12 protein-coding genes are annotated in these 12,461 nt (G+C 64.9%); all 12 read left to right on the top strand.

Annotation, left to right across the window (positions count from 1 at the left end; genetic code table 11):
* The first annotated feature begins 9 nt into the window (after positions 1–9).
* The 12 genes from KF833_07910 to KF833_07965 all read left to right on the top strand — a co-directional run bounded on the left by KF833_07910 (position 10) and on the right by KF833_07965 (position 12,457).
* A complete protein-coding gene (locus tag KF833_07910; GenBank protein ID MBX3745222.1) occupies positions 10–2,388 on the top strand; it encodes a hypothetical protein in 2,379 nt (792 codons plus the stop codon).
* Between the two features lie 1,132 nt (positions 2,389–3,520).
* On the top strand, positions 3,521–4,120 hold the full coding sequence (locus KF833_07915; GenBank protein MBX3745223.1) for a hypothetical protein: 600 nt from the start codon (positions 3,521–3,523) through the stop codon (positions 4,118–4,120).
* A gap of 376 nt (positions 4,121–4,496) precedes the next feature.
* Positions 4,497–4,757 carry a hypothetical protein gene (locus KF833_07920; protein MBX3745224.1) on the top strand — a complete coding sequence of 87 codons (261 nt, stop codon included), beginning with the start codon at positions 4,497–4,499 and terminating at the stop codon, positions 4,755–4,757.
* A 283-nt stretch (positions 4,758–5,040) separates the two neighbouring features.
* On the top strand, positions 5,041–5,274 hold the full coding sequence (locus KF833_07925) for an addiction module protein (GenBank protein MBX3745225.1): 234 nt from the start codon (positions 5,041–5,043) through the stop codon (positions 5,272–5,274).
* A complete protein-coding gene (locus KF833_07930; GenBank protein MBX3745226.1) occupies positions 5,271–5,759 on the top strand; it encodes a hypothetical protein in 489 nt (162 codons plus the stop codon). The genes KF833_07925 and KF833_07930 overlap by 4 nt, the downstream gene beginning before the upstream one ends.
* A 492-nt stretch (positions 5,760–6,251) precedes the next feature.
* A complete protein-coding gene (locus KF833_07935; GenBank protein MBX3745227.1) occupies positions 6,252–6,413 on the top strand; it encodes a hypothetical protein in 162 nt (53 codons plus the stop codon).
* A gap of 378 nt (positions 6,414–6,791) precedes the next feature.
* On the top strand, positions 6,792–7,043 hold the full coding sequence (locus KF833_07940; protein MBX3745228.1) for a YdeI/OmpD-associated family protein: 252 nt from the start codon (positions 6,792–6,794) through the stop codon (positions 7,041–7,043).
* Between the two features lie 346 nt (positions 7,044–7,389).
* Positions 7,390–8,415: a DUF3500 domain-containing protein gene (locus KF833_07945; protein ID MBX3745229.1), complete on the top strand. Its 1,026-nt coding sequence runs from the start codon at positions 7,390–7,392 to the stop codon at positions 8,413–8,415.
* Between the two features lie 3 nt (positions 8,416–8,418).
* Entirely contained in the window at positions 8,419–9,099 is a 681-nt protein-coding gene (gene plsY, locus KF833_07950) for a glycerol-3-phosphate 1-O-acyltransferase PlsY (protein MBX3745230.1), read from the top strand.
* Positions 9,096–10,076, top strand: coding sequence for an NAD(P)-dependent glycerol-3-phosphate dehydrogenase (locus KF833_07955; GenBank protein ID MBX3745231.1), 981 nt, complete (start codon positions 9,096–9,098; stop codon positions 10,074–10,076). The genes plsY and KF833_07955 overlap by 4 nt, the downstream gene beginning before the upstream one ends.
* Before the next feature lie 49 nt (positions 10,077–10,125).
* Positions 10,126–11,043, top strand: a complete 918-nt coding sequence (gene thrB, locus KF833_07960) for a homoserine kinase (GenBank protein ID MBX3745232.1) — start codon at positions 10,126–10,128, stop codon at positions 11,041–11,043.
* Between the two features lie 10 nt (positions 11,044–11,053).
* A complete protein-coding gene (locus KF833_07965; protein MBX3745233.1) occupies positions 11,054–12,457 on the top strand; it encodes a phenylacetate--CoA ligase family protein in 1,404 nt (467 codons plus the stop codon).
* Positions 12,458–12,461: the final 4 nt, after the last annotated feature.

Raw genomic sequence — 12,461 nt, forward strand, 5'->3', positions numbered from 1 at the left:
GTCCCCCCCATGCTGACCCTCCGGCGACTTCTTGCGGGCTCCCTTTTGCTTGGCGCCGCCGCCCTCGCACCCGCCCAGGAAATCCCCCCGGACCCCACCAACACCCTCCAGTTCGAGTACTCCGTCGCGCCCACCAACAACGCGATCCTCATCACCGAGACCACCAACCGCATCTCGGTCACCATCAGCAACTGGATCGACTTCACCAACATCGTCATCACCGGCCAGCTCGGCACCAACCAGTTCTCCTTCAACCCGGGCGATGACGATGGCGTCTTCGTCGGCGAACTCCTCACGCCGCTGGTCATGGAACGAACCCCGATCACGATCGCCATCCAGCTCATCGGCGTCGAACTCGCCACCGCCATCACCGAACCCCCCGCCGATCCCCTGGTCGTCATCAGCAATCGCACCGAGAGGACCTACATCGTCGTCCCCCGCCCCCCCAACGATCGCTTCACCAACGCCTTCAAACTCCTCAGCGCCGGCGAAACCACCCTCGGCACCAATCAGTACGCCTCCCTCGAACGCGGCGAACCCAGCCACGCCAGCGTCCCCGGCCACGACCGCAGCATCTGGTGGACCTGGTCCGCCCCCGCCAGCGGCAATGTCCTCTTCGACCTCGCCGGCACCGAGTTCCCCGCCATCCTCTCCGTCTATCGCGGCGACCGACTCACCAACCTCGTCAGCGTCGCCTCCTCCACCAACGACACCGCCAATCGCCTCCCCCCCAACGTAGTCTTCAACGCCTCCCAGGGCCTCACCTATCGCATCGCCGTCTCCGGCCTCGACTCCAACAGCTTCGGCCGCGTCCGCCTCCGCGTCGCCCCCGGCGGCACGCCCGATACCCGCCCCCCCGTCGTCGCCATCCTCACGCCCGCCCAGGACTCGCTCGTCACCGACGAACTCCTCGCCGTGACCGGTTCCGCCCGCGAACCCTTCCCCCTCGACTCCGGCGTCAGCAATGTCGTCCTGCGCCTGAACGGCCAGGTCGTCACCAACGCCGTCGGCACCGACGCCTGGTCCGCCGTCATCGCCCTCCCCCCAGGCACCAACATCGTCAGCGCCGTCGCCCACGACTTCGCCGGCAATGCCAGTCAGGCCGACAGCGTCGTCGTCCGCTTCCTCAATCCCACCAACACCTACTTCGCCCTCGCCTCCCAGCTCCCCGGCACCGGCGGCTTCGTCGCCGCCCACAACCGCCAGGCCATCAAGGAATCCGGCGAACCCTTCCACGCCGGCAACGAGGGCGGCCGCTCGGTCTGGTACTGGTGGCGCGCCCCGTCCGACGGCCGCCTCGATCTCACCACCTCCGGTTCCCCCCTCGACACCCTCCTCGCCGTGTACATCGGCAACGCGCTGACCAACCTCACCGAACTCGTCAGCAACGATGACGCCTTCCCCGGCGTCGCCTGGAGCGAAACCTCCCTCCTCGTCAGCAGCAATACCGTCTATCGCATCGCCGTGGACGCCTTCGGCGCCGCCGTCGGCGAGTTCGGGCTCCAGTACGTCTTCACCCCCCTCCAGGCCGGCACCTTCTTCAATCTCACCGTCTCCCCCGCCAACGGCGGCGCCGTCTCACCCCCGGGCGGCGCCTTCCCGTCCGGCGCCCGCGTCACCCTCACCGCCGTCCCCCAGCCCGACTTCGCCTTTGTCGGCTGGGAAGGCGATGTCGCCTCCACCCAGAACCCCATCGACATCGCCATCAACCGCAACCTCCGCGTCACCCCGCGCTTCCGCACCGTGCGCTTCACCGACGACTTCGAAACCGGCGACCTCTCGCGCATCCCCTGGACCCAGGGCGACCCGCCCTGGATCGTCCAGACCAACGTCGTCGCCGCCGGTTCCTTCGCCCTGCGCACCCCCCCCATCGACCACCGCCAGACCGCCGTCCTCTCCCTCACCACCAACACCGGCTCCGGCACCGCCTCGTTCGATGTCCGCGTCAGCACCGAACCGGCCTGGGACTTCTTCGAGTTCCTCATCGATGACACCGTCGTCCGTCGCTGGTCCGGCGAGGTCCCCTGGCAGACCGTCACCTTCAACGTCAGCGCCGGCACCCACACCTTCACCTGGCGCTACACCAAGGATCCAAATTTCCAGAGCGGCCTCGACGCCGCCTTCCTCGACAACCTCTACCTCCCCCCGCCCTCCGGCTCCGGCTCCGGCGGACAGCAACCCACCCTCACCCTCACCCTCTTCTCCGAGGGCGGACAACTCACCCTCCAGGGCGAACCCGGCGTCACCTACGACTTCGAAGCCGCCCCCTCCCTCGCCGGCCCCTGGTCCGTCATCGGCTCCCAAAGCTCCTCCAGCGGCATCATCAACCTCCTCGACCTCGAAGCCGTCGGCCAATCCCGCCGCTTCTACCGCGCCCGCACCCGCTGACGCACCCCCCGCCTCAGAATCGAAATCGAAATCGAAATCGAAATCGAAATCGAAATCGGAGTCGAAGTCGGAGTCGGAGTCGGAATACGACGCCTGCTGCAACAAAAGGGGCATCTCCCAGCCCTTTCTAAACCGCCCAATCCCTCCCTTGTAGATTCTCGTACTCAGCCCGAAGGGCGGTCCCCGTCCTCGTCCTCGCCTCGAACCGACAGGCTCACCCTCTTGCGTTGTCGCCTTTGAACGGACCCGGTCCGATTCGATCCTGCTCCGCCCTGCAATTCCTCATGTGAACTGGGGATTAGGATTAAGATTAAGATTAAGATTAAGATTAAGATCACGTCCTGAGGGATCTGCTCTGAGGCTCTTGGACAGGATCAACAGGATGGACCGGAGCAACAGACTTGTGTGGAGCTCCCGACCCACCGCGAACCCCGCCAGCCAGACCGCCCTTCTGTATCCTGTTAATCCTGCAATTCCTGTCCGAAAATCCTCGGTTCATCCTTGGGGACTAGGAAGCGCCACAAGCTCACAAGCTCACTCACACCACCCGTCGAAACCCGCAGGGTTTCCAGAGATTAGCCGGGGGTCGAACCCGGCTTCGCGGGTTCCACCCCCGGAAGTGGATCCCCTTCCCCGGTCACGACCCCGCACGGGGTCGCAGCCCCTCGCTGCAAGAATCGAGCAGGCGATGCGTCCGGCGCGAAGCAGTGACCAGGATCAAGACCCGTGCACCCCGGAGTCATGGGGAAGTTCCCGAATCTCGCGACCCGTCGCCTCGGAGGACCGGCTTCCACGAGGCCGCAACGGCGTCGAGCCTTGGCTTGAACCCCAACAAGCTCGCCCCTTCGAAAGGTGAAGCGGAGTGATCAAATCGCAGGGCCGAGTTCCACGAGGCCGCAAGGGTGTGGAGCAATGGGCTGAGACCCCACGAAACTCGCCCCACCCCTTCGCTGCCTCCCCACCCCCAAACCCCATCACCCTCCCCGTCCTTCCCTCAGCCTCTGCTTCATGGATCGCCCACTTTGCAGCCTGGCTACCCAACCCAATCCATCGTTGACAATCAAGAACCCATTTCACCAACCTCTTGGCAGTCTAATCAACGTTGGACCGCATGTGCAGTTGCCTACAACCGATGGCGTTGCTTGTCGCGATTACGTTCCTCTTCAGTGGATGCATGACCACAAATCACGAAGCCTCCAATCCAACCGTGCCGAAGCAAGACCTAGGCATCAACGCGCCTCACTCGACGGACCACCTTCCGATCTCGGACAAGTTGCGGCAGCTTTTCCAGGATATGGAGACCGACTTGCGTCATCCAGATGCTCGCAAAGCGAATCCTGCGGTCCATCAGAAAGGCAAGGCGACACTTCTCGGCATGTACCCCGTCCGAGCGCGGGAGAAATGCCACCTGATTGAGATGATGATCTCGGGCCTGGAATCTACTTTTGATTTTGGGGCGATCACTCAACCCAAAGAAGGAGTTGGACGTTCGTTCTGGCAGGTTCCCTGGATGGAGGCATTGCTGAGTGCGGACGGCACGAAGATTGTGGCTCGAAGTTCTGAGCTTTCTAAGCGTCCGGAGTTTTTCCGCGGCGATGTTCGAGTCGCATTCTTCATGCACGCACTCGATTTAAATCGCCCCTTGGAGACCCCGTTTGGGAGCCTAGATATTCCGGCACCTTCGAGAAAGCCCAACAGGCTGCGTGCGTTGAGATACGAGAAGCCAGATTGAAACGTGAATGGTTCAACCAGACGGTCGAGCGAATCGCTGCCCGCCGTGCACCTTGTCTGGCGAGTGAAGAGGGTTGGCCCTTGACTCGCGGCTGGACTGGGTTCCCCGGCACCGATCCCTCACCTCGACATTGGGCCAAACAATAACTCCCAGGACTATACAATATATGAACACGAACAACAGAAGTGTCCCGCTACTCCTGCCATTGGCCCTCCTCGCCAGTGTCGCACTGTGTCTTCTGCCATCCGGCTGTTCTCGCGATCCGGCAGGCAATGTGGAGATTCAACACGCCAGTTCTTACGACAAACCAGTGATTCACCGTCCGGTGGATTCCTCCGCGCCAGTTTATTGGGAAAATCCGACAATCCTTACGGCAATGAAAGTGGATTTCCCGGCGTGGGCTCAGGCGCGAGCCCCGATTGGGTATATGATGCGCCTGTATGTGGACGAGGCTGGGGAGACTGGAGACGTTGAGATCATCAGCAGCCAGGGGGCTGCTACCAGCAGCGAGGTCAGCGAGCGGCTCACGAAGTTTACGTTGGAGACTGTTAAGAGATTCAGGTTTGAGAGACTGGTGCAAGACGGCGAGCCCCGACCTTATACGACTGTCGTTACGGTGGTGTACCGTTCCACATGAATGAGTCGGTACACTGATGCCGCATGTCATATCGGAATATATCATGTCCCGGATGATCCCATTTTAGTAGCGCTCGATGCAGATCTTCAGATCGTCGAGCAAATTGCAGCCTCTTGCTCCTCCGAGTATCGGATCGTAAACGAATGAGGACCGAACAAATCGCTCATGCGAACGCCGGGAGCGTCAGCGGTTCATAGGCTTGGCCGTTCGGTCGGCGTCGCATAGCTTGTCGTTGGCTGCATGGAGGTCTGGACAGCGGCGGTCGGTGACGTAGTCTTGCGCCATGAGTACGGCACTGGAGAAGGTCACGAGGGATGCGGTTGATCTGCCTCGTCATCAACGCTTTGCGCTGGTGAGGTTCCTCATTGAGATGGACGAACCAGCCGCTCACGAGGACGGACAACGGGCTTGGGATGCGGAGCTCTCCGAGCGGGTTCATGCGGTGCAGGAAGGCCGCACCGAAGGGATACCCTACGAGCAGGTGCTCGCCCGGGTGGACCGGCGACTGGGGCCATGAGGATCGTCGTCCTGCCCGAGGCAGCTCATGAGTTCGAGGATGCGGCTGATTACTACGACGAGCAAGAAGCGGGCTTGGGACTGCGTTATCGCGACGAGGTGGACCGGCATATCCGCTGGATCGCCATGCACCCCGCCGGTCTCACACCTCGACGTTCGGCGGGAGAACCTCATTCTTGCCAGAGGACTCCTCAATCGCAGCGAAACGACGCACCCCATATGAACCGCACAGAAATTTATGAACGGCGCCATGTCGCAGATCGCATGGAAGTCCTCGCTCTTGTCGCGAGTATTATCGGATTGGTGGCCTCAGTTTTCATGATCCTTACCTACGGTTGGCTCATTGGAATACCCTGTCTGCTACTGACTTTTGTCTGCCATGCGCTTTCCAGGATTTTCAATCTGTTGTCCGGTCTATTCGCCGGCATGCACTCCGGGTCACCCTCGGGTGGGAAGCCTGTCAGCGGGTCGCACACTCAGCTATGAATCCAAGAGACATATTCAAACTGGCAGTCCGGGTTCTTGGACTGATTTTTCTTTATCGCGGCTTGTCATTCTTCCCGATGCTGTTCACTGGCATATTTGGCAGTGCACAGAATGCGTTTGCGATGATTGTCACGTGCATTTGGCCGTTGCTCGCTGCTTTTTGCCTGTTGAAGTACGCGGCTTGGATGACACAATTCTTCTATCCGGAATCAGAGTCATGATTGCGACCAGCCCTGAAGGAATGTGGAGAATGCGGGGGGCGGAGCGGGTCGGGAGACCGGCCGAAGTGTTCGGCGAGCTGTCGGACGCAGGCCCAATAGGAGCGCTGACTGCGGGGTTGGAGCGGCAGCAGCGCCAGATCGTCGGCGAAGCGCTTCAGGATTGCATGGGGAGAGGACTTTTTTTATGCATGGGAACCATGGTTGAGGTTGCACAGACATCCCGTGGCGGACCGCCCCGGGAACCCCGCCACGGTGAACTTTCAGGCGCCCGATGACATCTAAGCGAGAGGAGGATCAGACGAAGTTGGAGACGGCAGCGTATACCGGCTACATCAGGTCTTCAGACATGGTCGAGGTCCTGGCCCGCGAATGCCTGCGACTACGGATGGAGATCTCCGAACTCCGCCAGATGATGCGCGATCCCGTCGAATAGGCGCAGAAGTCCGAACCAGTCGGTGGACGGATTCCGCCCCTGCCCCACCCCTCGAACACCGTACGATTCTCCCATGACAGTGGCAGTTGCCGAGATTCTTCAGGAATTCGAGCGTTCGTCTGATTCCGAACGCCAGGAATTGCGCCGCGAGATCATGGAGGGTGTTCCAATGTCGGAGGACCTCACCGACGTCGGAGGACCTCACCGACGACGATTTCGCTTCCCTTGCCTCGGCATCGTTCCGCGACCTGGACAACGAGGAGGCTTGAGGTGCCGGAGCGATGGGAGGTTTGGCAGGTGGACTTCGGAGTCACGCAGAAGGTTCGGACGGCTCTGGTGATGAGTATTCCTTACGGCGAACAAGACAGGCTCTGAACTATGACCACTCGAAGACTCGCGGACGGCATCGTCCATAGGCTGCCACCGGATTTCCGGGAAGCCATCGAGGTCGATGCTGCTGCCAGGAGCCTCTGGGCCGATCTCACCCCACTGGCGCGTAACGAGTGGATTTGCTGGGTGACTTCGGCCAGGCAGGAAGCCACCAGAAGGCGCCGCATCGAGGTTGGCATCGACAAGATGCGTGGAGGGATGCGCAGGCCGTGCTGTTGGCCGGGATGCCCGCACCGTTGACGTCTGCCCATCACGCTCTGCTCACACCGAATGCCAAGGAGCCAGACGCCCGGCGGACGAGGAATGAGGCGATCGTCCCAATGGGGTGCATGCCGTTTCGAGGGTCGGGGTCGGTATCCGTATCGAGTGGAGCAGGGAGGCTACAGGATGCAGACGAGGCGCCTGCCTGCCGGGTTTCGCGGTGGGTCGAGAGCTCCCTGTCGGTTGCTCCGCTCCATCCTGTTCATCCTGTCCAAGAACCTCGGACCAATCCCCTCAGGACTGGGTCAATCGTCCTGCCCGCCCCTGCGACGGGGTCCATTTTCCCATTGCCTGACCCTGCCCCGGCCCGCGAGCTTCTCGGGCCATGCTTCGCCTGCCCTCCATCGGCGCCGCCGCCCTGGCGATCGCCCTCGTTCTGCCTCACGCCGCCCGCGCCCACGCTCCGGCCACGGAGATGGCCGAGGCGGCCCGGGCCTTCCTCGCCGCCCTCGACTCCGCCCAGCGGGAGCGGGCCACCTACAGCCTCGAGGATCCTGAACGGTTCAACTGGCACTTCATCCCCCGCGGCCGGAAGGGCGTCTCCTGGAAGGACCTCGGCGCCGCCCAACGCCACCTGGCCACCGCCCTCCTCGCCTCCGGCATGAGCCAGCGCGGCTTCGTCAAGGCGACCACCATCATGAGCCTCGAACAGATCCTCCTCGATCTCGAACAGGGCCGGGGTCCGAACCGCGATCCCGAGGACTATTACTGGACGATCTTCGGCCAGCCCACTGCGACCGGCACCTGGGGCTGGCGCGTTGAAGGCCACCACCTCTCGGTCAATTTCACCCTCATCAAGGGGCACCACGTCGCCTCCACCCCGTCCTTCTTCGGCACCAACCCGGCCGAAGTCCGATCCGGCCCCCGGGCTGGCCTCCGCGTCCTCGCCGCCGAAGAGGATCTTGGCCGCCAGCTCATCCTTCTCCTCCCCCCCGAACGCCGAAGTGTGGCCGTCTTCTCCGGGACCGCCCCGCCGGACATTCTCACCGGCGCCCAGCGCAAGGCCACCCCGCTTTCCCCCAATGGCCTCGCCGCCGCCCGGATGAACGACGAGGAGAAGAAGCTCCTCCGGTCCCTGATCGAGGAGTTCGTCCGCCGGTCCCGACAGGAAGTCGCCGACGCGGATCTCGCCCGCATCGACGAGGCGGGCTTCGACCAGATCCATTTCGCCTGGGCCGGTTCCGTCCTTCCCGGCCAGGGCCACTACTACCGCGTGCAGGGTCCGACCTTCCTCCTCGAGTACGACAACACCCAGAACAACGCGAATCACATCCACGCGGTCTGGCGCGACTTCAACGGGGACTTCGGCGAGGACATCCTCGCCCGCCACTACGAGGAAACCCCTCACTGACCTGTGGTCGTTCCCGCCCTCGTCACCGTCGCCGGCGCCTATCTCCTCGGGTCTGTCCCCACCGGGTATCTGGTCGGGCGCGCCCGGGGTGTCGATCTGCGCCAGGTCGGCAGCGGCAACATCGGCGCCACCAACGCCCTTCGCATCCTCGGCAAACCCGCCGGCTCGTTCGTGCTGGCCATGGATGCCCTCAAAGGACTGGTCGGCTGCACCGTCATCCCCCACGCCGCCTGCCGCTGGCTGGCCCACCCCTCCACCGCCGGATCCGCCACCGTCCCCGTCTGGCTGGCCGTCGCCGGCGCCCTCGCCGCCGTCCTCGGGCACAACTACACCTGCTGGCTCCGCTTCAAGGGCGGCAAGGGTGTCGCGACTTCCGCCGGTGTCCTCCTCGGCCTGGTCCCCTGGTCGTTCCTGGCCGTCATCACTGTCTTCCTCGCCAGTCTCGGGCTGACCCGCATCGTTTCGTTGAGCGCCCTCCTCGCCGCCACGATCCTTCCCCTGGCCACCTGGTACTGGCACCCGCATCCGGTCCTCCTGGGGCTCAGCCTCGCCCTCGCCGTCCTTGCCTTCGTCCGCCACCGCGCCAACATCCGCCGCCTCCTCGACGGCACCGAACCCCGCCTGGGACGGAAGGCGTCCGCCCCCGCCGCCGCTTCGTCCCCCGCCCCTTCCCCGCCCCCATGAACGTCACCGTGCTCGGCGCCGGAGCCTGGGGCACCGCCCTCGCGCTCGTCCTCGACCAGAACGGACATCAGCTCACCCTCTGGGGTCACGACGCCGCCCACCTCGAAGGGATGGCCCGCACCGGCCGAAACGACGCCTATCTCCCGGGGCTCGACCTCCCGCGCTCCTGGCGTTTCGAACCCGATCCTCAAGCCGCCATCTGCGGGACCGACCTGGTCCTGATGGTCGTTCCCTCGAAGGCCTTCCGCGACGTCGCTTCCGAACTCCGCGACCTCCGCTGCCCGGTGGTCACCGCCACCAAGGGCATCGAACTCGCCTCCGGCCTCACCATGGGCGGCATCCTCCGCGAACTCGCCCCCCATGCCCCCGTCGCCGCTCTCTCAGGTCCCAGCCTGGCTCCCGAGGTCGCCCGGGGTGTCCCCACCGCCGTCGTCGTCGCCTCCGAAGACCCCGCCATCGCCGAACTCGTCCAGGCCGCCTTCCATCGCCCCGCCTTCCGGGTCTATCGAAGCCCCGACCGCCTCGGGGTCGAACTCGGCGGCGCCCTCAAGAACGTCATCGCCATCGCCGCCGGCATCGGCGATGGCCTCGGTTTCGGCGACAACGCCAAGGCCGCCCTCATCACCCGCGGCCAGTCCGAGATCCGCCGGCTCGGCGTCGCCTGCGGCGCACTCCCGGACACCTTCTCCGGCCTCAGCGGCCTCGGCGATCTCACGGTCACCTGCTTCTCCAAAATCAGCCGCAACCGGTCCCTCGGCGAACGCCTGGGCCACGGCCAGTCCCTCGAACAGGCCACCGCCGCCACGACGTCCATCGCCGAAGGCGTCCCCACCACCCGTTCCGCCCTCCGCCTCGCCCACCACCACCAGGTCGATGTCCCGATCGTAACCGAAGTCCATGCCATGCTCTTCGAAGGCAAGAGCGTCCAGGATGGCGTCCGCGATCTCCTCCACCGCGACCTCAAGGCCGAGGACTGAGTCCGACCCCGACCGCCTTCCCCGACCCTATTCCCACCCCCCGCCCCGCATGCCCACCCCGTCCGTCACCGTCCGCGTCCCCGCCAGCACCGCCAATCTGGGCCCAGGCTTCGACACCCTCGGCATCGCCCTCCAACTCCACAACCACGTCCGCGTCACCCGGATCCCAACCGCCGGCGTCACCCTCAGCTCCCCCATCGCCGGGGACGCCCGCTCCGGCGCCCTGGCGGTGATCGAGGAGGCGGCCGCCCTCTACTTCCGCCAAACCCGTCAACGCCCGTTCGGCTTCGACATCCATCTCTCCGGTGAGGTCCCCATCGCCCGCGGCCTCGGCTCCTCGGTGACCGTCCGTCTCGGCGTGGTCGCCGCCCTCGATGCCCTGGCCGAAACCGGCCTCTCCCGTCAGGACCTTTTCCAGCAGGTCACCGAACTCGAAGGACACCCCGACAACGCAGCCCCCGCCACCTTCGGCGGATTCACCGCCGCAACCCTGGTGGGCCGCGAGGCGCGCTGCCTGCGCCTTCCGGTCGATCCCCGCCTCACCTTCGTCACCCTCATCCCCCCCTTCGAGGTGTCCACCAAGGCCGCCCGCGAACGCGTCCCCGATGCCTTCTCCAAGGCCGATGCCGTTCACAACCTGACCCGCGTCAGCCTCATCACCGCCGCCTTCGCCCTGCGGGCCCACGATTCCCTGCGCGGCCTCTTCGACGACCGCCTCCATCAACCCTACCGCGAACCGCTCATCCCCCAGCTCCCACGAGTCCTTCGCGCCGGCGAAAAGGCCGGTGCCCTCGGCGGATGGCTCAGCGGCTCCGGTTCCACCATCATCTGCCTCACCCTCGATCATCCCGAGGCCGTCGCCCGCGCCATGGCCCGCCAGATCCCCGGCTCCACCTCCCGCCTCCTCAAGGCCGATCCCCGCGGCTACCTTGTGAGTCGCGCCCGACGCAGTTCTCGCGCACGGTGAGACCCTTCCCATGAGTCTCGAAGATCGCCTCTACCCGCTGCTCTCCCTCTACGAACGCCTCCCCGACGGCCTCAAGCGCGCGGCGGGCTGGTCCTATCGTCAACTCCCGTCCCGCTGGCGCTGGGGCGCACGCTACCCGGAGTTCCAGCGCCTGGCCCGCGAGTGTGTGTCGTGGGATTCCGACACCCTCGCCGAATACCAGTTCCGCCAGCTCCGGCAGGTCCTCATTCAGGCAGGCAATTATTCGCCCCTCTACCAGCGCCGCTTCGCCGAGGCCCGCTTCCAACCGGAACTCATGCGGTCCCGCGAAGACCTCGCGGGCTGTCCCTTTACCGGGAAGGCCGACCTCCAACAGCACCTCGCCGGGATGCCTTCCTCCGCCGTCCCCGCCAAACGGCGCCTCTACGTCACCACCGGCGGTTCCACCGGCGTGCCGGTCGGCTTCTATCTCCAGAAGGGCGTCAGCCGCCCGAAGGAACAGGCCTTCCTCGAAGCGCAATGGGCCCGCGCCGGCTACACCCCCGGCGCCCGGCTCGCGGTCATCCGCGGACACGTCACCACCGACCGCGCCGACGGCCGCATCGCCACCCACGACGCCACCCGCGACTGGCTGCTGCTCTCGAGTTCGCACCTCACCGAGGCCCGGCTCCCCGACTACCTCGAGGCGATCGAACGGTTCCGTCCCGACATCCTCCACGCCTACCCTTCCACCGCCCTCCAGCTCGCCGGGTTCCTCGAACGTTCCGGTCAATCCTGGCGGGTCCCCCTGCGCTGCGTCCTCGCCGGATCGGAACGCCTCAACCTCCCCCAAAAACGCCTCCTTGAACGGGTCTTCGGCTGCCGCATCTACCGCTGGTACGGCCACGCCGAACGCGTCGTCCTCGCCGCGGAGGGTCACCACTCCGAACTCTTCTACTTCTGGCCCGCCTATGGCTATGTCGAGTTCGGCCCACCGGACGCCGACGGCTTCTGCGAGGTGATCGGCACGTCCTTTCACAACCTCGCCATGCCCCTCATCCGCTACCGCACCGGCGATTACGTCCGCCTCGCCAATCCCCTCACCGACGGCGACCTCGAGTTTCCATGGCCCGCCGCCGCCGAAATCGCCGGACGCGAACAGGAGTTCCTCGTCAGTCGCTCCGGCCGCCGCATCTCCCTCACCGCCTTCAACATGCACGACGCCCTCTTCGACGGGCTCTATGCCGTGCAGTTCTTCCAGGAGGAACCCGGCATCGCCGAGTTCCGCTACGTGCCGTCCCCCGCCTTCCATGCCTCCCGGCTCGACCTCATCCGGGACGGCATCCAACGCAAACTCGGCGACGACTTCGAAGTCACGTGCCGCGCCGTCCCCGATACCGAGAAGACCGCCCGCGGCAAACACCGCTGGCTGGTCAGCCGCCTCGCCCAGCCCTGATTCC

It is taken from the genome of Verrucomicrobiia bacterium, assembly GCA_019634625.1.
GTDB lineage: Bacteria > Verrucomicrobiota > Verrucomicrobiia > Limisphaerales > CAIMTB01 > CAIMTB01.